At 46.5% G+C, this 19,957-nt stretch carries 21 protein-coding genes; 20 read left to right on the top strand and 1 reads right to left on the bottom strand.

What is annotated here, in order from left to right; translation table 11 throughout:
* Positions 1-507 precede the first annotated feature (507 nt).
* Positions 508-2,460 carry an ATP-dependent nuclease gene (locus WH43_RS19445; protein ID WP_053426193.1) on the top strand — a complete coding sequence of 651 codons (1,953 nt, stop codon included), beginning with the start codon at positions 508-510 and terminating at the stop codon, positions 2,458-2,460.
* 9 nt (positions 2,461-2,469) lie between these two features.
* Entirely contained in the window at positions 2,470-4,374 is a 1,905-nt protein-coding gene (locus WH43_RS19440) for a UvrD-helicase domain-containing protein (protein WP_053426192.1), read from the top strand.
* A 166-nt stretch (positions 4,375-4,540) separates the two neighbouring features.
* Here the strand turns inward: WH43_RS19440 and WH43_RS19435 are convergent, their stop codons facing one another.
* Positions 4,541-5,143, bottom strand: coding sequence for a hypothetical protein (locus WH43_RS19435; RefSeq protein ID WP_053426191.1), 603 nt, complete (start codon positions 5,141-5,143; stop codon positions 4,541-4,543).
* 367 nt (positions 5,144-5,510) lie between these two features.
* On the opposite strand from WH43_RS19435, the gene WH43_RS19430 reads away from it, so the two are divergent.
* From WH43_RS19430 to WH43_RS19355, 18 genes are all read left to right on the top strand, one after another.
* Positions 5,511-5,837, top strand: a complete 327-nt coding sequence (locus WH43_RS19430) for a hypothetical protein (protein WP_053426190.1) — start codon at positions 5,511-5,513, stop codon at positions 5,835-5,837.
* Between the two features lie 15 nt (positions 5,838-5,852).
* On the top strand, positions 5,853-6,272 hold the full coding sequence (locus tag WH43_RS19425) for a single-stranded DNA-binding protein (protein ID WP_012368368.1): 420 nt from the start codon (positions 5,853-5,855) through the stop codon (positions 6,270-6,272).
* 79 nt (positions 6,273-6,351) lie between these two features.
* Complete coding sequence (gene bet / locus WH43_RS19420) at positions 6,352-7,170, top strand: phage recombination protein Bet (RefSeq protein WP_001963281.1); 819 nt, start codon at positions 6,352-6,354, stop codon at positions 7,168-7,170.
* Between the two features lie 81 nt (positions 7,171-7,251).
* Positions 7,252-7,395: a hypothetical protein gene (locus tag WH43_RS21020; protein WP_015066581.1), complete on the top strand. Its 144-nt coding sequence runs from the start codon at positions 7,252-7,254 to the stop codon at positions 7,393-7,395.
* Between the two features lie 60 nt (positions 7,396-7,455).
* Positions 7,456-8,472, top strand: coding sequence for a YqaJ viral recombinase family nuclease (locus WH43_RS19415; RefSeq protein WP_000862954.1), 1,017 nt, complete (start codon positions 7,456-7,458; stop codon positions 8,470-8,472).
* Between the two features lie 209 nt (positions 8,473-8,681).
* A complete protein-coding gene (locus WH43_RS19410) occupies positions 8,682-9,641 on the top strand; it encodes an AAA family ATPase (protein ID WP_053426205.1) in 960 nt (319 codons plus the stop codon).
* Positions 9,641-10,408, top strand: a complete 768-nt coding sequence (locus WH43_RS19405) for a hypothetical protein (RefSeq protein WP_053426189.1) — start codon at positions 9,641-9,643, stop codon at positions 10,406-10,408. The genes WH43_RS19410 and WH43_RS19405 overlap by 1 nt, the downstream gene beginning before the upstream one ends.
* A 98-nt stretch (positions 10,409-10,506) precedes the next feature.
* On the top strand, positions 10,507-11,460 hold the full coding sequence (locus tag WH43_RS19400) for a DUF3150 domain-containing protein (RefSeq protein ID WP_053426188.1): 954 nt from the start codon (positions 10,507-10,509) through the stop codon (positions 11,458-11,460).
* 61 nt (positions 11,461-11,521) lie between these two features.
* Positions 11,522-11,956, top strand: coding sequence for a hypothetical protein (locus WH43_RS19395; RefSeq protein WP_053426187.1), 435 nt, complete (start codon positions 11,522-11,524; stop codon positions 11,954-11,956).
* Positions 11,957-12,031: 75 nt separating this feature from the next.
* Positions 12,032-12,976 carry a hypothetical protein gene (locus WH43_RS21240; RefSeq protein ID WP_502694057.1) on the top strand — a complete coding sequence of 315 codons (945 nt, stop codon included), beginning with the start codon at positions 12,032-12,034 and terminating at the stop codon, positions 12,974-12,976.
* A complete protein-coding gene (locus tag WH43_RS21235; protein ID WP_502694056.1) occupies positions 12,952-13,686 on the top strand; it encodes a VWA domain-containing protein in 735 nt (244 codons plus the stop codon). The genes WH43_RS21240 and WH43_RS21235 overlap by 25 nt, the downstream gene beginning before the upstream one ends.
* Positions 13,687-13,735: 49 nt before the next feature.
* On the top strand, positions 13,736-14,266 hold the full coding sequence (gene radC / locus WH43_RS19385; RefSeq protein ID WP_425425097.1) for a RadC family protein: 531 nt from the start codon (positions 13,736-13,738) through the stop codon (positions 14,264-14,266).
* Complete coding sequence (locus WH43_RS19380) at positions 14,266-14,607, top strand: hypothetical protein (protein ID WP_053426186.1); 342 nt, start codon at positions 14,266-14,268, stop codon at positions 14,605-14,607. Before radC ends, WH43_RS19380 begins: the two co-directional genes overlap by 1 nt.
* Before the next feature lie 90 nt (positions 14,608-14,697).
* Positions 14,698-15,765 carry a DUF7146 domain-containing protein gene (locus tag WH43_RS19375; protein WP_053426185.1) on the top strand — a complete coding sequence of 356 codons (1,068 nt, stop codon included), beginning with the start codon at positions 14,698-14,700 and terminating at the stop codon, positions 15,763-15,765.
* A gap of 88 nt (positions 15,766-15,853) precedes the next feature.
* On the top strand, positions 15,854-16,042 hold the full coding sequence (locus WH43_RS19370; RefSeq protein WP_053426184.1) for a hypothetical protein: 189 nt from the start codon (positions 15,854-15,856) through the stop codon (positions 16,040-16,042).
* Between the two features lie 456 nt (positions 16,043-16,498).
* Positions 16,499-17,344 carry a DUF8453 domain-containing protein gene (locus WH43_RS19365; protein WP_053426183.1) on the top strand — a complete coding sequence of 282 codons (846 nt, stop codon included), beginning with the start codon at positions 16,499-16,501 and terminating at the stop codon, positions 17,342-17,344.
* A gap of 276 nt (positions 17,345-17,620) precedes the next feature.
* Positions 17,621-18,565, top strand: coding sequence for a thioredoxin family protein (locus WH43_RS19360; RefSeq protein WP_053426182.1), 945 nt, complete (start codon positions 17,621-17,623; stop codon positions 18,563-18,565).
* A gap of 2 nt (positions 18,566-18,567) precedes the next feature.
* The gene (locus WH43_RS19355) at positions 18,568-19,956 is read left to right on the top strand and encodes a conjugal transfer protein TraH (protein ID WP_053426181.1); all 1,389 of its coding nucleotides are present in this window, start codon (positions 18,568-18,570) and stop codon (positions 19,954-19,956) included.
* Position 19,957 lies beyond the last annotated feature (1 nt).

The raw sequence follows: 19,957 nt of genomic DNA, 5'->3' as shown, positions 1-19,957 counted from the left end.
CTTTAATGTGTTTTTCCGCTTTAAAGTAACCATTTTTGCACTTTGTGATCACAGATCGAACATATTTCAGCTAACGCGCTTTTGCCCCATTCCGTGCCAGCAAGGCGTAACCTCTCAAACAGCGTTAGGCAGTCTGCCTTACTTTTTCTAATATTTGGTGAGAAGAATATGGTGCCCATGTTCGCTTCATTTGAGCTAGAAGCGTTGATGCTGCCAATTCTAGATAAAGCCATTAGGAGAGAGCTAGTGTGATGGCTTGGCATACGATGTCAGTGCTTCGATATCTGAAGATGATTCTCATAAAGTTTGCAAACAGCTGTCAGGGACATAACTCACCTGATAACACTGCTTAGAAGCGACTTCAACGTTGCTTTCATTATAGTCTTCCCTGGGTGGACGTATTTGATCCAGTAACCCATATGCGATCACATGGCCGTGCTTTGTCAGTTGAAAGTTTGCAATAGAAACCCCATCTAATATATGGGTACTTAGGAGAGAGGATCTGCTGTGCATATCGAGAGGATAAAACTACAGAACTTTAGAAGCTTCGGGCCAGAGGTCCAGAGCATAGCTGTCGATCCGGATCTAACCACCTTGGTTGGAGCAAATGGTGCTGGGAAAACGGTCTTGATGCAGGCCTTACAGCGCATGTTTGGCATCTCAAATGAACAACGGACGATTCGCCGTCAGGATTTTCACATTCCCTCTTCTGAAGAAGATAGCCCCAGTAAGCGGACTCTAACGCTTGAAGCCATTGTCGCCTTTCCTGAACTGGATGATGAAGACGGAGACCACTCCGTGATACCAGACTTCTTTCACCATATGAGCGTGACTGATGAGGGGGGCAAGCTGAAATGCCGTTTGCGTTTGGACGCGGAATGGGAAGATGATGGTTCAATAGATGGGTACATCACGAGCCAGTTCCGCGCGGTTACAACCTGGGGTGAGCCAGAAGATGCTGATTTTCACAATGTGCGCCCAGCGGATCGTTCTCGAATCCAATTAATTTACGTACCTGCCACACGATGTGCAGCTTCCCAGGTATCAGCCTTTCTGAAAGGTCGGCTTTGGAAAGCTATTAACTGGTCAGAACAAGTACGGTCATCTTTTACTCAAAAGGCTACAGAGCTGAATGAATCCTTTGAGGGTGAAAATGCGATTAGTATCGTTACTGAAAAGCTCACAGGCCGCTGGCAGGAGCTGCATTCTGCTGGAACTGATAGTACACCGAAGTTTCGTCCGGTCGACCTACGTTTTGAAGAATTTGTTCGTAAGGTAGAGGTACTGCTGCACCCTGATGAAAGTGGTCGCGATCGGAGCATTGATGAGCTAAGTGATGGCCAAAGTTCGTTGTTTCACATCGCCATGACTTCAGCCACTCTTGATGTTGAAACCGAGATCTTAGCCCAACCAGAGAGTGAAGATTTTCTGGGTGCAGACTTGCCCTTGCCCTCATTGACTATTTTGGCACTTGAGGAGCCGGAGAATAACCTAGCCCCATACTATCTATCTCGAATTATAAGCCAGATCAGCAGCCTAGTGCTTGGCTTAAGAGCTCAAGCAGTACTATCTAGCCATTCGCCGAGTATTCTCGCCAGGATCCAACCAACGCAAGTAAGACACTTCAGGCTAGCAACAGAATCAAACACCACTGTTGTTCGTCAACTTACTTTACCCGATGAAGAGAATGAAGCTGCAAAGTATATTCAGCAGGCGGTGAGAGCCTATCCAGAATTGTATTTTGCTAAGGTCGTGGTTCTCGGGGAGGGGGCTTCAGAAGAGGTAATTCTTCCTGCTATATCAGAAGCGATGGGAATACCAATTGATAAGTCTTTTGTTGCCATGGTTCCATTAGGGGGCCGCCATGTAAACCACATGTGGCGTCTACTAACAGATTTACAGATTCCTTTTATTACATTACTCGATCTGGATTGGGGGCGGCACGGCGGTGGCTGGGGTAGGATTAAGAACGCAGTCTCCAAGTTGATAGAGTATGGGGTAGACCCAAGTGAGATATTTGGGCAATACCTCAACCCGTTAGGATACCAGCATAATCTTGCTGCATTTGATACCGGGTCTGCTGCTGATTTGACTAGCATTAGCTCTTGGGTTAACGCACTCAGGCACTATGGTGTTTACTTCTCAAGCCCATTAGATATTGATTATTCGATGTTGAAGGCATTTCCTGACCAATATTGCGTTGCTCTAGACGAAAGTTCTACCGGGCCATCTAATCGTGGTGAGCCTGGGAATGCAGTTATGGGGGACGAGGGAAGTCCTGAATTTTATGCAGATGATCTGCAAAATTTGCGCTGGTACAGGTACCTGTTTTTAGGAAGAGGTAAGCCTAGCACGCACATCCGAGTGCTTGGATCTATTCCGTCAGTTCAGTTGGCTCAGAACGCGCCAGAAGAATTGCGGTCTTTGGTTCAGTCTATTCACGCAGCCCTTCAGAGATAGGGGGGGAAAGTGAAGTTTATTCAATCTGATCACTGGCAGCCCCAGGGGATCGATGATCTTGAGCCAAATGCATGGCAAGCACTAAGGCGAAGAGAATCCATAAGCGTCATAGCTGGACCTGGAGCGGGAAAGACAGAGTTTTTAGCGCAAAAGGCTGCATATCTACTTGAGACAGGCCTATGCCCACCAAACAAGAAAATTCTAGCTATATCATTCAAGACCGACGCTGCAAAAATTCTCGCAGATAGGGTGGAAAAACGGTGTCCAGAAGAGCTAGGTAGTCGATTTGTTTCGATGACTTTCGACGCTTTTTCTAAAAATATAGTTGACCGTTTTCGTATGGCGTTGCCACCACAATGGAGACCAACAAAACCATATGATGTCACTTTTGCAACTCGCCAGCAGATAACCTGTTTTTTAGGTAGAGAGCGGCAAAAAAATAGTCATATCTCTGGATTGTTGAATGCTATAGCCAGAATAAACCCAATAACTTTTGAGTCTACATTTGTTGGCTCAAGGAGACTTGGTCTAGCTTCGAACGACATAGGGGAACGGACTCTTTATGATAATTGGTTATCCGAACAAGTAAGTTGCGGAGATGAAGAGCCATCACAGCTGACATTTATGACAATAAATCGGCTGGCTGAATATATAATTCGTACCAATGACCATGTGCGGCGAGCTCTGAGAGCAACGTATCCATATGTCTTTGTGGATGAATTCCAAGATACGACTTATGGTCAATATGATTTCCTGTTGTCAGCCTTCGGTTATAGTGAAACAACTGTAACGGTTGTGGGGGATTATAAGCAGAGGATCATGGGTTGGGCAGGAGCCCGAGGTGATGCGTTTCATCAGTTTGAGGCCGATTTTTCGGCACAACGATATCCGCTGTTGCTTAATCACCGCTCTTCTCCTGAACTGGTCAGGATACAACATGTTATTGCACAAGCTATTGACCATGAGGTTAGAGAGGTTCAAACAAGTAACCACAGTCAGGTCTCTGGTGATGCAGCTTGGATTTGTTTTAGTCGTAACGTAGATCATGAGGCCAGTTACTTGGCGCAGTGGATTGCGAGTGACATGCGAAGCAGATCATTGAATCCAAGGGACTATTCCGTTCTGGTGCGTCAAAGACCTGAGGATTACGAAGAGCAGCTGTCTTCATATTTAACTCAGTACGGGCTTCGCTTGAGAAATGAAAGTGTAAAAATAGGTAAAACTACTCTTCAGGATTTACTTGCTGAGGAGCTGACTATTTTGTTTACTAATCTTCTAAGGCTGGGACTTGGGCATCGAAATGCGCAAGTTTGGAATCAATTATCAGCAGATGTACAGCTGCTTCGTAACACAACACCAGAAGATGACAAAGCACTGAGACAGGTTGAACGCCTATTAGCATTATTTATTTCTGAACTCAAGGAGTTGATGCGACAATCGCTTACACCAGACAATGCTCGTCTCGTTTTTGAACGAATTATTACCTTTATTGATTTGAATGATCTTCGGAAAACATTTGCTCGTTATGCTACTGGAGATCTACTTGAAATTAACCTGACAGCGCTTGAAGAGTTTTTTACAAACTGTGCTGATACCCAGAGTTCCTGGGAAAATTTCCTGGAAGAATTTGAAGGTACAAATCAGATTCCTCTGATGACTATCCATAAAAGCAAGGGACTGGAATTCGATACAACTATTTTCATGGGGATCGATGATAATGCTTGGTGGTCCTATCGACCTGGCGATTCCGAAGGGTTATCGACATTTTTTGTAGCACTGTCTCGTGCAAAACAAAGGGCAATATTTTCCTATTGTCAGCAAAGAGGACAAAGAGCGAATGTCGCAGACTTCTATGCATTGTTGGAAGCCGCTGGTGTTCAGGAGTATGTGATTCCACCAAGTGTAGTGTCATAGTGAATTTGGCCACCCCATTTGGTTTTTAGTGATACCGTTGCTAAATTGTTAACTGCTAATTAGGCGAAACCGCGACTCATTTATGTCCAAAACTGTGTTTCAAAATCCACAACACTAAATTTCAATAGCCCCTTCGAGAGGGGCTGGTTGATGGGAGCCCAGTTGGCTAGTTGGCGGGGGTATCTGTTTCCTCTTCAGTGATATCGTCATCGGTTGAAGGCACCGCTTGCGCAACTTCTGCTTCTTTACCCTTAGCTTGGGCTGATTTTCGTGCTCGAATTTCGATATCAATAATGCGCCTAGCCAGTTTGATAATGCGCTGTTGCCATGCGTAGTTACCATCAACACGTTGCTTGTTGCTAAGCACGCTAGATAACCAGAGTGTGTCCATTGAGATCATCAACGCATCGAGTTTGCGCACTAAGCCAACAAACTGGCCAACTTGGGGCGAGCTTATTTTGGCGTTGAAGGTAATTGGGTCGGTGTAGTCAGGTACTTCATCGATGCCGTTGGACTCCATCAGTTTGTCCAAACGAGCTTGTTCGTTGTCTACCGCTTTAGCGCAATCCTCGATCAACTGGCTAATGATCTGTTCCACTTCATCAATTTCGTTCTCATCGCCAATGATGCGCAGGATCACATCGATTCCGTAAAGCGCACTGACCGTCCGTCTAAAAACACGGTCAACGACACGTTGTGCCTGTAAGCTGTTAATTGTGAATGATTGTTCAAAGATGGGTTTTGAGTAATTGGGTTTTGCTTGGGCCATAAGTTTGCTCCTGATATGACAATAATCAGTCCCTAGCCTAATCCTCTGTGAGGTAATGGCCTTTCAGCTAGGTGGAAGAATTGAGCATCTTTCTAACTATCCTGTCTGGATAAGACGGTTACACTGACTATCAAATATTGCTGATATGTTTCAGTGATATCTGCGCCTGAGAGCATGAGCTCAAAGGAAGCCCGCCGCTGAGTTTTCTCAGTGGTACTAAGAGGTAGCTAGCCTCCTTAAACAAATAGCCTGCATGTTTTTACATGCTCAACCATGCGTTCCTTGCGGTTCGCCTTTTCACCACCCAACTGGGGGAGTTCTCCCCAGTTGGGGGTGACTCCTTCACAACCAAATTAAGGAGTCACCAATGGAATATATCTTCGGATTTATTATCCAAATCGCAGGCATTATGTTGCTTGCAAAACTGAGCTGGTCGCTTTTGCGATTGCTTGCTCGTCAAAGCGTGCGCCCGTTTCGATTTGTACTTACTCAAATCAAGCGATTGCTCACACCAACACCAAAACGTCGTCCAATGGCAGTGCCTAAAGCTCCTGGTATGCCCCGTTTGACATCTGCGTTTTACAAAGAGCCACATCAGTACGACATGGCTTTACTCGAAAAACCAACCTATCTGCGTCGTCAGTCTTCTTTGCCCAGCCGGGTAGAAGCAACTGTGTGCACAGAGTTCAACTAAGACGAGGAGAACATCATGAAAAACCAAGTAACACTCATAGGCTACGTTGGCTCTGAGCCAGAGACGCGAGCCTATCCATCAGGTGATTTAGTGACCAGCATTTCACTGGCCACTTCTGAGAAATGGCGCGACCGTCAATCCAATGAGCTCAAAGAGCATACGGAATGGCATCGGGTTGTTTTTCGAGATCGTGGTGGATTTAAGTTAGGGCTAAGAGCAAAAGATTTAATCCAAAAAGGAGCGAAGCTTTTTGTTCAAGGGCCTCAGCGCACGCGATCATGGGAGAAAGATGGAATTAAGCATCGATTGACCGAAGTGGACGCGGACGAGTTTCTGCTTCTTGATAGTGTGAATAAAGCATCTGAGCCATCACCGGCGGATGATGCGAGCTCCCAAGCTAATTGGGCACAAACTTATCCTGAACCAGATTTTTAACCGAGCAAAAATGCTTTAACCCAGCCGGGAGTACTTTCCCGTCAGGGGCAGACTCCCACTTTGATTGTCGGAGTCCATAATGGAAAAACCAAAGCTAATCCAACGCTTTGCTGAGCGCTTTAGTGTCGATCCAAACAAGTTGTTCGATACCCTAAAAGCAACAGCATTCAAGCAACGTGACGGTAGTGCACCGACCAATGAGCAGATGATGGCGCTCTTGGTGGTTGCAGATCAGTACGGCTTGAACCCTTTCACCAAAGAAATTTTTGCGTTCCCTGATAAGCAAGCTGGGATTATCCCAGTGGTAGGTGTCGATGGATGGTCTCGTATCATCAATCAACATGACCAGTTTGATGGCATGGAGTTTAAGACTTCAGAAAACAAAGTCTCCCTAGATGGCGCGAAAGAATGCCCGGAATGGATGGAATGCATCATCTACCGGCGCGACCGTTCGCACCCAGTCAAAATCACTGAGTATCTGGATGAAGTCTATCGACCGCCTTTTGAAGGTAACGGCAAAAATGGCCCTTACCGGGTAGATGGTCCATGGCAGACGCACACTAAGCGAATGCTAAGACATAAATCCATGATCCAGTGTTCCCGCATTGCGTTTGGCTTTGTGGGAATTTTCGATCAAGACGAAGCGGAGCGAATTATCGAAGGCCAAGCAACACACGTTGTTGAGCCATCTGTGATTCCACCCGAGCAAGTTGACTCCCGAACCCGAGGGCTTGTTTACAAGCTTATTGAGCGGGCGGAAGCTTCAAACGCATGGAATAGTGCATTGGAATATGCCAATGAACATTTTCAAGGTGTTGAGCTGACGTTTGCGAAACAAGAAATATTTAATGCACAGCAACAAGCAGCCAAAGCGCTCACACAGCCTTTAGCTTCTTAGCGTCACGCATTCATTTTACTAACCCTGGCGGGATTATTCTCCCGTCAGGGGGAAGGTCTCGTCTTTTTTTGGAGATCTTCCATGACTAAATCAGCCTCACTTTTTCGCTTGGTATTGGTTGTTGCCCTTGTCTTAGGTTCGATTCAAGCCGGTAAAGCGGCAATTGATTCGGTTCAAGCAAGTGTTGTTCAGCACCAAACAGCGTTAGCACAAGCTGCAAAGTAACCACTTAACCCTGAAGGGGAGTTCTCTCCTTCGGGGGAGTCTCCCCTCAAAGGAGGCAATATGAAGGTTATCGACCTATCACAACGTACTCCTGCATGGCACCAGTGGCGCATTGCAGGAGTTACGGCATCTGAAGCCCCAATTATTATGGGGCGTTCACCCTACAAAACACCTTGGCGATTATGGGCAGAAAAAACGGGATTCGTATTACCGGAAGACCTGTCTAATAATCCTAATGTGCTTCGCGGTATACGGTTGGAGCCTCAAGCAAGGCGAGCATTTGAGAATGCACATAATGACTTTCTTCTGCCGTTATGTGCAGAAGCCGATCATAACGCAATCTTTCGAGCCAGCTTTGATGGCATCAACGATGCGGGCGAACCCGTCGAGTTGAAATGTCCTTGCCAGTCAGTTTTTGAGGATGTGCAAGCTCACAGAGAACAAAGTGAGGCGTACCAGTTGTATTGGGTGCAAGTACAGCATCAAATACTGGTCGCCAATAGCACGCGTGGTTGGTTGGTTTTCTATTTTGAGGATCAACTGATTGAGTTTGAAATTCAACGAGACGCCGCGTTCTTAACTGAGTTGCAAGAAACAGCGCTTCAGTTTTGGGAGTTAGTACAGACCAAAAAAGAACCGTCAAAATGCCCTGAGCAAGATTGTTTTGTTCCCAAGGGTGAAGCCCAATACCGCTGGACATCGCTGTCTCGCCAGTATTGCTCAGCACATGCCGAAGTTGTCCGACTGGAAAATCACATTAAATCTTTGAAAGAGGAAATGCGAGACGCTCAGTCAAAATTGGTCGCCATGATGGGTAACTACGCTCATGCGGATTATGCTGGGGTCAAACTCAGCCGCTACATGATGGCGGGTACGGTGGACTATAAGCAATTGGCCACCGACAAATTAGGCGAACTGGACGAACAGGTTTTAGCCGCTTACCGAAAAGCGCCACAAGAGCGGTTGCGTATCAGCACCAATAAGCCAGAGCAGCCCGTTGAAACACCAATCAAAATCAGCCTTGAGCAAGAGAACTTGGTTCTGCCAGGTGACTCGCCGAGCTCATTTTATTTTTAACGTTCACTTGGAGCCGATTTCGGCTCCTTTCTCATGCGCTTACATCGAGTGCATCAGAAAGCAGTTTCACTCGTAGCCAATGCTGGGTACGAATGATAGAGCGAGCTGAACTCTTACATACACAGCCATACCACAATCAACACACTACCCGACGGGGACTTCATTCCCTGCTGGGGCATGGGGCCTCGTCAAAACTGATGAGGTTTACCATGACTGAACAATCCCCATTCTTGGTTCAAGTGAATCAAGCGTTTAATGTCCCGGCTCCTGATGCTTTCGTTCTGGAAGGATTTAGTGCCGACACTACCCATCCAAACATTCCCGTTCGCAAGGACGAGTATGTTTTTAGAAAAGAAGACTTACGTGACGTATTGGCATTCTTGTCTAACTCAGACGGTGACGGTTTGTATATTACAGGCCCCACTGGATGCGGTAAGACCTCGCTAATTTGCCAAGTTGCTTCTCGATTGAATTGGCCTGTTCAGCAAATTACTGCGCACGGTCGGTTGGAGTTGTCCGATCTTATCGGTCACCACACACTGGTTAATGGCAACATGACCTTTGTGTATGGACCGCTGGCACTGGCTGTCAAGCATGGCCATTTGTTGATCATTAATGAAATGGATCTTGCTGAGCCTGCTGAACTGGCTGGGCTCAATGACATTTTGGAAGGTGCCCCGTTGGTCATCGCACAAAATGGCGGAGAGATCATCATGCCACATAACAAGTTTCGTTTTATCGCTACCGGCAACAGTGCGGGCAGCGGTGACCAAACGGGCTTGTATCAAGGTGTGCTTCAACAGAATTTGGCTTTTCTTGATCGCTTTAGAATCATCGAAGCGACCTATGCAGAGCCTTCTGTAGAGGAAGCCATTCTGGAGAACGTTGCGCCGGGCTTGCCAGAAGTCTTTCGCCAAAAAATGGTGAAAGTGGCTGGTGACATTCGTCGTCTTTTTATTGGGGGCGCGGATGGCGGTGCAGAACTCAGTATCACCATGTCCACAAGGACCTTGGTGCGCTGGGCAAAGTTAACACTTGCTTTTAAAGGCGCTCCCAACGCAGTGGAGTATGCACTGGTTCGGTCTTTGACGGCTCGTGCTGAGTTGGAGCAACGTGAAGCCATTCACCGTATTGCCGCTGATGTCTTCGGTGACCATTGGGAGGATTGATGATGGAAAAGTGCTTTGCTCTTTACCGTTACAGTCATTCTGATGGGACAGCCAAAGAATGGGCGATTTACGTTGGATCAGATAACCAGGAGATTGAAGTTCGGTTTGGAAAAGCAGGTCAATTGTCGCAGCAGCGATTGATTGATTCGACTGATCCTAACGCTGAAGCAGACCGACGAATCAATGAGAAAATCAATAAGGGTTATCGATTGGTTGGACAAGTCGGCATTGATCATCAAGGGCGGCCATTTGAACTCTCAAATGCGCTAGATAGCGTCGCGTGTGCCAATAACGTCAGTTGGGAGTTTCGTACTCGCAAGGACGTCAATGGCCAAATCTCGCTGGCACAAAAAGCGTTGTTCGATATGGCAAAGCTGCTTGCAGCCTATGGCTTGGCTGTTATTGATGATAATCAGGTCAGGATTGGAGAGTGGTCATTAGGGTTTTGCAAAAGCGGATTACCTAGTACCAATCAAATTAGCATGGTGTCAGGTGAAGGCGCTGGCATTGTTAACACTGATGATGGCCCGTGGCCATTGTTGCTGTTACTCGCCTTTAAGCGTCAATTACCACCACTGTGTTCGCTCACAGTAGCGAGTCCTGAAGGGATAGAAGTATCTGACCAACTGAAGTTGGAAAAAGATGTCTTGCGGTTGCTAGGCAGTGATTTAGAGCGGGTTCGCCCGATAGCTGAAGCACTGGACTTAATGCCTGTGAAAATCGATCTCAACCAATCGTCGCCTGATTCGCAAAATTACTATTTCTGATAGCGGTATTGCCATTAGCGCGTCAACTACTACCACCCAAGCGGGGGCCATTGCTCCTGTTGGGAGTGGTGTGTCCCCATCTCGCATGAGGATGCACTATGAGTATTCAAACCCTCGACAAACTTTTGATTTGTCACATCGACTGTTCCATCTGGAGCGGTAGAAAAAAACTACGGCCTGAAGATTTCAGATTAGCCAATGGCAGCCAACTTCCACCGAAGGATGTTGCCAGCTTAGGGAGTAAAAAAATTTGCGACCCAGAGGCATTGGCGAACTTTGAAAGGCTTAAGAAAGAAGCGCAGCGCTTGTGTGAGCAAGTCGGTGTACGGTTTTTAGGTGGCTATGCCGTCCCTGAAGATCGAATTGATCAGATTGTTCCTGAGCTTGACCGGATCGGTCAGGAGTTTGCGCAGTGCAAGCAGTTGTTCTTGGACAACTATGATCAGGTGACGTTTGACTGGGTTGCGAAACACCCGGAATTTGCAGATGCAATCCGACGTGCATTATCACCCATCGAAGACGTGGAACAACGGCTTCAGTTCGATTATGCCATCTATCGAATGCAACCGGCTGACCAAGCTGGTGGCTTAGATGACAAGGTCAATGGTATGGGACACACCCTCTTTAGGGAGGTGGCTCGTGATGCCAATGAACTGTTTGAGCGTTCCGTTGCAGGTAAGAATCAAATCAGCCAGCGAGCCCTTAATCCTCTCAAACGGTTAAGAGACAAGTTGGATGGTTTGTCCTTCCTGGATCATCGAGTTCAGCCAATGGTTGAAGCGATGGACAATTTATTTGTTCGTCTGCCGAAGACCGGCCCTGTGACAGACAATCTCTATCACGAACTGATGGCGACCATTTTAATTTTGTCTGATCCAGACAAGATGAGAATGCACGGTGAAGGTCAATTGGATATCAGACAACTGATGCCCAAACCTGAACCTAAACCCGCACAGCCGGTATCTGCTCAGGCAGATAACTTACGTGCAATACCACAACCAACCGTCAGACCAAACCTTGGTTCGACTGTACCAAACTCATTTTATTTCTAACGTCCTTGGGGGCATGTTGCCCTGAAGGGCGCATGTCCTCTGAACTATGTAAGAGGAAATTATGCAATCAACTATCCATAACCCCAGCCAACTGAACCAGTTTGAAGCACATTTTCGTGGTGTGACTGATTCTGTTGAAAGTGAATCGATACCAGAAGTGGCGTGTTGTCGAACGTTAGTACAACGGTCGTACTCAACACATAGTGTCGTAATCCCCAAGAACCCTATGCTGATCGCAGATGCGGACGCACAAGGGGTTTGGGTAACGGCCATGGTATTTGTTCCAAACATGGCATTGCAGCAAACCGCTCATGAGCGGGCCTGGCTGCAATATCAACACGAGGTGTCTACTCAGTTACAAGACCAGTACGGTCTGACATTGGATGACATCCTCAGTTTAAACCAGCTTAAAACGTCATTTGAGCAGCATGAAAGTCCTGCTCAATTGGTGGCTTGGTTAGGTCAAAAATACGACCTGGATAAGCTAAAAGCATAGGTTAAAACACCCTCATTCCCAGCGGGGAAATACTCCCGCTGAGGGAGTATTCCCCCTAATGATTAGGAGACTCCCATGAATCATCCATTAAAAAACGCACTGCCAATCGTTGCCGCAGCTTATGGCGAAAAGTTTGGTGTGAAGGTGCTTATTCAAGGACAAGATGCGTTTACCGATGGTGAGCGGATTGTGATCCCAACCGCAAACCCAGACGACCCGCACTATCAACAGATAGCTTGGGGTTATCTGGCTCATGAAGCGGCGCATATTCGGCATACCAATTTTGACATGGTGCAGAAGGCGTCGTCCAAACCGATCCGTAAGGCACTTCTCAATATTATTGAGGATGTTCGCATTGAAAACGAATTGGCAAAGGATTACCCCGGAACCAGGCGCAGTATTTCGCAAGTGATTGAGTACATGGTGGACACACAGCAAATGTGTGTACCTGAACAGCTTGAGCCTGCATCTAACTTGCAAGCATGGTTGTTGTTCCGCTTGAGATGCCATTTTCTGGGCCAGAAAGCGCTGACGCCTTTGTATCAAGCGATTGATGAAAGAGTGAGACAACTCTTTCCTGCCGCAGCGATGAGCCGGTTAAGCGCCATGCTGACAGCAGTGCCTAGCTTAGGGTCTACAGGTGAAGTGCTGAAACTTGTCGATGCCATCGTTGCCATGTTGGAAGAAGAATCTCGTCCACCACAGGATGAGTCGGATGCTGATAGCGGTAATGACATTGGACAAGATGCGAGTAATGACAGCAATAACAGTAGTGATAGTCAAACCCCAGAAACAGATTCGTCTGCAACGGGGGATTTTGCTGAAACGGGTGATTCAGATAACTCTGATCAAGCTGACAATTTGCGACAAGCCTTAGAGGCCAGTGCCGCTCAGTTTGAACCCGATACCTTTGCACAAGTGGCAGAAGTGTTGTCGGAACAAGCTGAAGGACATCAGGCGTCACTCCACTCAGTTTGCCCCAAGCAGAGCAAGCTATGTTGGGTGATGAGGCCATCTTGACCTTATCGGCGTCTGAGTCGGCTCAAATTCGAGCCCGACTTAGAGGTATGGTTCAGTCCAGTCAGGACAATCGGAATCATGCCAAACGGCACGGTCTTCGAGTTGCAACCCATCGTCTTGCCGCTTCCCAAGCAGGTGAGTCGAGATTGTTTATTCAAAGGCAGCCGCGCATTGCGCCCAATGCTGCTGTGCACTTGCTTGTCGATATATCGGGCTCAATGGGTAAACCCATTGGCGAAGGTAATCGCAAGTACTTTCATGTTGCCAATGAAGCTGCTTTGGCTTTGGCCATGGCATTGGAAGGTATACCGGGTGTTGTACCTGCGGTCAGTTATTTTCCTGGTATTCATCAGGAAGTTTCTATCGCGTTATTGCCCAAGCAATCGGTTCGACATCGGGCCGCCTGTTTTGACCAAAAACCACGAGGTTGTACGCCTATGGCACAAGCTATGTGGTTTGCGGCAAACAGTTTGTTGGCACAAAAACAGAAGCGAAAGCTAATGATAGTGCTAACCGATGGTGACCCAGATGACTGGGCTGCTACGCATGACATTGTTGACCGTTGCAGACGAAGTGGCTTTGAGCTGCTGGGGATCGGGATTCAAACACGCAGTGTTGAGAAATTCTTTCCTCAAAGCATCGTGATTAACGACGTCAAAGATCTGAAGCGTGAGTTATTCGAAGTAACACAACAACTGTTAATTCAGTAACCACATCAACTTTACCACCCTGCGGGGACGATTCCGTCCCCGTCAGGGCATGGGTTCGTCTCCGTTTTTTTTGGAGACTCCTATGAAAAACAGAAAGTTCTTAGCTGGCGAAGAAGCCGGTACTTACATCGTTCCTGAGCAAGTGACTGAAGCGGATATATTAGATATGGCGCTCAAGCTTGCCCGTGGTCGATTGAGTAAAGGTCGCAAAATTGAACAGCCATCGTCGGCGTTCTCATACCTGCAAACACTGATGCACGAGTATGAGCACGAAGTCTTTGGCGTGCTGTTTCTTGATACAAAGCATCGGGTTATTCGATTTGAAGAGCTATTCAAAGGCACTTTAGATGCGGCGAGCGTGTATCCAAGGGAAGTAACAAAGCGGGCGTTGGAACTTAATGCGGCAGCAGTGATACTGGTTCATAACCATCCATCGGGTGATCCTGAACCCAGTGAAGCTGATAAACGCATCACTCATCGACTCCGTGACGCCTTGTCACTTGTTGATATTCGAACGCTTGACCATGTCGTGGTCGCATCCGAGGGCTGCGTTTCGCTTGCCGAACGCGGTTATCTTTAATGAATGGGCGCATTGCCCATTCTCCTTCATCACAAAAGCAGTCCCATCAGCACACATCAGCACAGCTCGAATTTCTATTTGAGTTTGATGATGCCCCTGTCACTTGGTCTGACACAGAAATCTGGCAGTTACGCGAAGGCATTCTATTGGATGCAATCCGTGTGTTGCTGGACGGTCGTGTCAGTACTCGGTTGCGCAAGGATGTGTTGTCGTGGATTCAAAATGACGAAATAGCGCCATTTTGCTTTCGTGTTTGCGCGATGGCTGCGGTTGTCGATCCTGATGTGCTTCGTGATTCCATCATGTGGCTATTAAGACGACATGGTATCCAGCTTGACTAACGTTCCTGCATTAACCAAACGGCTAATGCAGGTCCTAAGCTGACTTTTACCACCTGTGGTAGGAGTCGGCATTTTACTTAAGGAGGTTATATGGCGTTACCTTTACAAATTGACACAGTAAGGCCATATCTCAATGGCCAATGGCTTCAAGTCTTGGCGGCATTGGTGCCAGAACTTGATGCCGCTATTGCTCGAAAAGGCCGACATGTGGCTTGTCCTGTTCATGGGGGTCGTGATGGCTTTAGGCTGTTCAAAGATGCTGAATATACCGGTGGTGGTGTTTGTAATACCTGCGGGATCTTTCATGATGGCTTTGAACTGTTGTCTTGGATTAATGGATGGAACTTTGCTCAGTCTATTGAAGCAATCGGTCAAGTTCTAGGTATTCAACCCGGACAAGTACCAACTCGGGCAATACCGAGTAACGCGGTTGACTGGAAGACTAAAAAGCAGGAAGAGGACAAAGCAATTATCCATCGCTTGAATCAAACCTGGGGAGAAACCTTATCCCTTGCAGATACTCGTGCGCAACCAGTTTGGAACTACTTGCATCGTCGTGGCATTGTTACGCGGCTTCGTCCTGAATGGGATTCGGTGCTGAGGTTTCATCCAAACTTGCCTTACCATAATGAAGATGGTCTGTTTATCGATAGCTACCCAGCGCTGCTAGGTAAAATCGTTACGCAGCAAGGGCGTTCGGCCACGTTCCATCGGATCTACCTAAGTGAAGATGGATTCAAAGCACCGGTTGAAAAGCCTAAAAAGATGATGCCCATACCCAGTGACCGAACAATCACAGGTGGTGCCATTCCGATAGGTGAACCTGGTGAGGTATTAGGTGTGTCTGAAGGTATCGAAACAGCTTTAGCGGTTACCAGAGCAACGGGGCAAACATGTTGGTCGGTTGTAAATGCAACGCTACTGGCTAGGTTCGAACCACCAAGTAATGTGAAAATGCTGTACATCTGGGCAGACCACGATCTCTCTGAGACAGGCCTGAATGCAGCGAATGAACTCAAGAAAAAGGCCTGGCAGAAAGGCATTCTGACACAAGTGTTGATCCCTCCGATACCAACGTCACTCGGCGTGAAAAGTTGGGATTGGAATGATGTGCTGAATGTTTACGGTGCAATGGGCTTTCCGAAAGTTCATATCTGATCCAAGGGGCTTCGGCCCCTTTTTTACGCCTTGCATATTTGAAAAAACATGGAGAATGAAAAATAGATAACCAATAGGAGAAACAAACATGATGGTATTAACCCTGTTAACAAAGCAGATTGATGGTGAGTTTACGGTTTACTGGAAGACAGGCCTTCGAAGAGGAGGCGAACTAAAGGTCGATTTAGGTGAGCAATACGACAAGCTACCTGAGCAGCAAAAGCCAATTGCAGCTGAGCTCTATGCGATTCATCACCTACTGTCAGTGAAAGTGTAGTGGCAAACTGAATTTGGCCACACGATTAGAAATAATTTGCTGGGCTATCGAAAATCGAATGTCCGCAAATAAGGCAAAGTAGACATTCGTTTTTCGAGAGTGCCAGATCTTAACAGCCGCTTTTCGCTCATTGCTGCCAGTTTACCTAAGCCGCCTGGCGGTTAAGTGCCAATAGCTGATATTCGGTGTTGTGGTAAATGCCTATTCATCATTCCTCTGATTAGCCCAAACCACTGGTCAAAATTCCATCTATCCAGCTTGAGTAAAAATAAGAATAACTAGCGCATCCCCTTTATAAATTTTGTCGTAGTCAGATTTGCTGATTTTAGAGATATCTGTTGAAAAATAGGTACATCACCGTTAGTTTGATGTGAGTAAAATCAGCAAAGAAAGCAAAAAACTTCCGACTTGCAAGTGTTTTGCTTTTGAATAAGCATTAAAAGTTTAAGGAAAGCCATGAGTAAACAGAAAAATGAGAGAAGTTTGATTCCTTTAGTGTCAGTTATCGGACTTGTAAGTGCTCCGCTAATTTTCATACTTGGAATGGTAGCAGGTAGCCAAATTCAATTATCTTCAATTCTAACTGCTGACTCATTATCCTCGTGGGTATCTGCTTTAGCTACTGTTGCTATAGCAGTTCTAACATTCATCTTAGCTAAAGAAACTTGGTACTTAAGGGAAGCACAGATAGAGCAACTTAATTCCCTTAGAAAAGAAAATATCAGGCCTAGTGTTTCAGTAACTCTTAGAAATAGTGATATCTCATTTAATTTGATGATGATTAATGTGAGTAACCTAGGAAAAGGCATTGCTCGAAATGTAAATTTCAAGTTCATTGATAAAAGCGGAGCTGAAATTTCCGAAGGTAAAAATGTAATCGTGGATCATTTTTTAAAGCTTCATATCTTTTCTAACGGCATGCACTCCTTAGGAATTAATCAACAAGTTGATAGCTTTTTGTTCAGTTTTTTTGAGCTAAAAGAAAAATTTGAAGGTGATGATATCTTTACTCCGTTTTTCAAAATAGTTGTTTCTTTTGCCGATGTTGAAGGTAATAACTATTCGAATGAGTTAACCATTGATTTTGCAGAACTAAAAGGGATTACAGAAATTGGAGGCGGCGATCCTCTGCATAAAATGGCAGGAGATTTAAAGAAGCTCAGAGAACAATTTGAAAGAATGACTAAGTCTTCATCTAAAAGATTACACGTTAATACTTACACTTCAAAAGACCGTGAGGCAGAGCGAAAAGCAGATGAAGAATTGTTTGCCGAATATAAGAAGCAACAGGAAAACGGGTAAAAACTGCTAACCAGTTGCTCAGGCAGGACTCGTAACAGTTGGCCCGGTTCCTCTTCTATACACATTTTAGCCAACTATTACTAGCCGCTTAGCAAGGCGTTAATGCCTGCTTTTCGCTCAAAGCGGTCCAAGTATAAGGTTGGCTCGTTAAAGCTAGCTGTTGTTACTGGTCATAACAGCTAGTCAGAAACACACACGATTCCTTCATCTATCTGGCCAATCGCTCTAACGGGGATCTTTAGCATGTTAGCTCTATGAAATTTTCTGGAGCTGACAATGAGAACGCCTTTGTTACCTTGGTTCATCCTATGGGTGACCATCCCAATCATTATTTTCTTTCTATTCATCTTGCCCGCCTATGCTAGTGATGGGCAATTCTATCAGCGTGGTCAGGAAGGCTGGTTTTGGTATCAGGTCATTCCTGAGCCAGCGGAGTCTGAAGAGCAAATAAAGCCGGAATCTGGAGTCATAGAGCCCACAAAGGACGAGCTAAAACCCTTCAGTGCTGCATGGTTTCGTGAGCACATGCAGTCGTTCATGGACAAGGCTATTGATGAGCCGACGAATGAGAATGTCAGAGCCTATCTGTATCTCCAGCGAGTCATGATGGATAAGGGCTCACAGTTTGCTGATGTTAGTCAGCAGGTGGTCATGGGCGATCCTGTTTTGGATGAAATCAGTCGCAGACCCTTGGCGACCTATGCTGCCAATCGGATGGATCGAGAAGCTGGCGCTCAACGTGATGTAGCTTTAGGTGAAGTAGCAAAACGGGCTGGCTTGTTCTTCTTCTATCGTTCGGATTGCCCTTACTGCCATGCTCAAGCGCCTATCATCGAATCCATGGCTTTGAACTACGGTTTCGAGGTGTTTGCTATTGCTGTCGATGGCTTGCCTTTACCCGGTGGAGAGTTTCCCAATTACAAGGTCGATTCAGGACAAGCACAATCGTTGTCCGTTACGACTGTTCCAGCGGTCTTCTTAGTAGACCCGCCTAATGTCATCACTCCGATTGGCCAGGGCGCAATGAGCCTTGATGAGCTCAATAATCGAATCATTCTTGCAGCCCATCAAGCCGGTTGGATTGACGATCAAACTTACTATGCCACCAGACCTGTTCAACCGGGCGTGTCACTCGCGATGTCAGCCCAAGAGCTTAACGAAAAGATATTACAGGACCCTGAGTTCCTTGTTCGCTATCTGCGTGCACAAGGAGGGTTATAACGATGAAAAAAGTATTTCAAGTATCGCTAATCGCCTGTGCGATTGGTTTTTCGTCTATGAGCCAAGCAAGTTTGCAACAGGAGATGAACCAGTTGTTTGGTTCAATGACCAACAGCACTGCGCCTGGTGTATTCGAGAGTCAACGACGTGGCGTTATATCTGGAGGAAGTGTTGTTGTTCGTAACAGGATCATGAATGAGAACCTCGTCTCTATGGTGCCACCGTCATTCCAAGCCGGTTGTGGCGGAATTGATATGTTCGCGGGAAGTTTGTCATTTGTCAACGCGGATCAGTTTGTTCAATTACTTCGCTCTGTTGCTGCAAACGCCAAGGGATACGCATTCCAATTGGCGCTCAGTGCTATGTGTGAGAAATGCTCCCAGCACATGGAGACACTGCAAAAGAAAATCCAGCAGTTGAACGAGTATTTTGGCAATTCCTGTCAAATGGCTCAGGGAGTCGTGAACGATACCCTGGCCGCCTTTGGTAAGAAGGGGCAAACAGAGGCCAGCATGTTGAGCTCACTTAAAGGGGCTGGAGACATTTTTACCAGTTGGAGTGAATCCAACGGTAAGAACCCTTACGAGAATGCTTCAAGTGTCGCGGCATCTGATGTGAACAAAACGATTAAAGGTAACTTGGTCTGGCGAGCACTGAAACGTCACTCGGCATCAAGCTGGTTTGCATCGGGGGATGATCTTTTTCTTGAAGCGGTTATGTCGGTGACTGGTTCGATCATCGTTGGTGATTTGGCTAATGCGGCTGATGGTCAAGGTAAAGCCCCAAAACTGACCAGACTGAATGGCAATAAAGTGACTATTGAGCATCTAATTCATGGCGGTAACGTCGCTATGTACCGATGTGACACAGTGACACAAGACGGCTGTCTAAATCCGACAATCACTAACGTGACCCTAACCGGGTTATCAACTCAGGTCGAAAATTTACTTCTTGGTACAGGTTCTAGTAACGGCATTATTTTTAAGTTTGCTCGAAATACTGGGGCAGCTAGCACCACCGAAAAGGCTTTTATGACCTCGGCTCCTGCAAGCATTGGCGGCATGATTCGAACACTTTCTGCATTAAATGAAGGGGCTGCTAGGTCGTTTGCTTCAAGAGCTGCGCCATTTATTGCTGTTGAGATGGCCCGAGCATTGGTTGAAGACATGCTCAATGCAGCTAGAAGTACCTCCGGTGTGGAAGATCATGCCTATGCGAAGTTATTAACGGAAGACCTTGAACGTGCACGTCGCCAAATCAATGAGGAGTACGCTGCGTTGCAGCGAAGATACGGCTCAGAGCAAGAATTGCTGGCGCATTTTAACCAGGTGATTCAGACCATTCGCAAACAGCGTTATTACACCGTTAAATCTACGGCGCTGGGGGAATAGA

The sequence above is a fragment of the Rheinheimera sp. KL1 genome, assembly GCF_001275035.1.
Classification (GTDB): Bacteria; Pseudomonadota; Gammaproteobacteria; order Enterobacterales; family Alteromonadaceae; genus Pararheinheimera; species Pararheinheimera tangshanensis.
Note: the sequence above shows the minus strand (reverse complement) of the source record. Positions and strands in the feature narration are given on the sequence as shown.

Excerpts from the sequence above, each read along its gene's own strand:
- WH43_RS19435 (WP_053426191.1), bottom strand. The coding sequence starts at position 5,143 with ATGGCCCAAGCAAAACCCAATTACTCAAAACCCATCTTTGAACAATCA.
- WH43_RS19430 (WP_053426190.1), top strand. The coding sequence starts at position 5,511 with ATGGAATATATCTTCGGATTTATTATCCAAATCGCAGGCATTATGTTG.
- WH43_RS19425 (WP_012368368.1), top strand. The coding sequence starts at position 5,853 with ATGAAAAACCAAGTAACACTCATAGGCTACGTTGGCTCTGAGCCAGAG.
- bet (WP_001963281.1), top strand. The coding sequence starts at position 6,352 with ATGGAAAAACCAAAGCTAATCCAACGCTTTGCTGAGCGCTTTAGTGTC.
- WH43_RS21020 (WP_015066581.1), top strand. The coding sequence starts at position 7,252 with ATGACTAAATCAGCCTCACTTTTTCGCTTGGTATTGGTTGTTGCCCTT.
- WH43_RS19415 (WP_000862954.1), top strand. The coding sequence starts at position 7,456 with ATGAAGGTTATCGACCTATCACAACGTACTCCTGCATGGCACCAGTGG.
- WH43_RS19410 (WP_053426205.1), top strand. The coding sequence starts at position 8,682 with ATGACTGAACAATCCCCATTCTTGGTTCAAGTGAATCAAGCGTTTAAT.
- WH43_RS19405 (WP_053426189.1), top strand. The coding sequence starts at position 9,641 with ATGATGGAAAAGTGCTTTGCTCTTTACCGTTACAGTCATTCTGATGGG.
- WH43_RS19400 (WP_053426188.1), top strand. The coding sequence starts at position 10,507 with ATGAGTATTCAAACCCTCGACAAACTTTTGATTTGTCACATCGACTGT.
- WH43_RS19395 (WP_053426187.1), top strand. The coding sequence starts at position 11,522 with ATGCAATCAACTATCCATAACCCCAGCCAACTGAACCAGTTTGAAGCA.
- WH43_RS21240 (WP_502694057.1), top strand. The coding sequence starts at position 12,032 with ATGAATCATCCATTAAAAAACGCACTGCCAATCGTTGCCGCAGCTTAT.
- WH43_RS21235 (WP_502694056.1), top strand. The coding sequence starts at position 12,952 with ATGTTGGGTGATGAGGCCATCTTGACCTTATCGGCGTCTGAGTCGGCT.
- radC (WP_425425097.1), top strand. The coding sequence starts at position 13,736 with ATGGGTTCGTCTCCGTTTTTTTTGGAGACTCCTATGAAAAACAGAAAG.
- WH43_RS19380 (WP_053426186.1), top strand. The coding sequence starts at position 14,266 with ATGAATGGGCGCATTGCCCATTCTCCTTCATCACAAAAGCAGTCCCAT.
- WH43_RS19375 (WP_053426185.1), top strand. The coding sequence starts at position 14,698 with ATGGCGTTACCTTTACAAATTGACACAGTAAGGCCATATCTCAATGGC.
- WH43_RS19370 (WP_053426184.1), top strand. The coding sequence starts at position 15,854 with ATGATGGTATTAACCCTGTTAACAAAGCAGATTGATGGTGAGTTTACG.
- WH43_RS19365 (WP_053426183.1), top strand. The coding sequence starts at position 16,499 with ATGAGTAAACAGAAAAATGAGAGAAGTTTGATTCCTTTAGTGTCAGTT.
- WH43_RS19360 (WP_053426182.1), top strand. The coding sequence starts at position 17,621 with ATGAGAACGCCTTTGTTACCTTGGTTCATCCTATGGGTGACCATCCCA.
- WH43_RS19355 (WP_053426181.1), top strand. The coding sequence starts at position 18,568 with ATGAAAAAAGTATTTCAAGTATCGCTAATCGCCTGTGCGATTGGTTTT.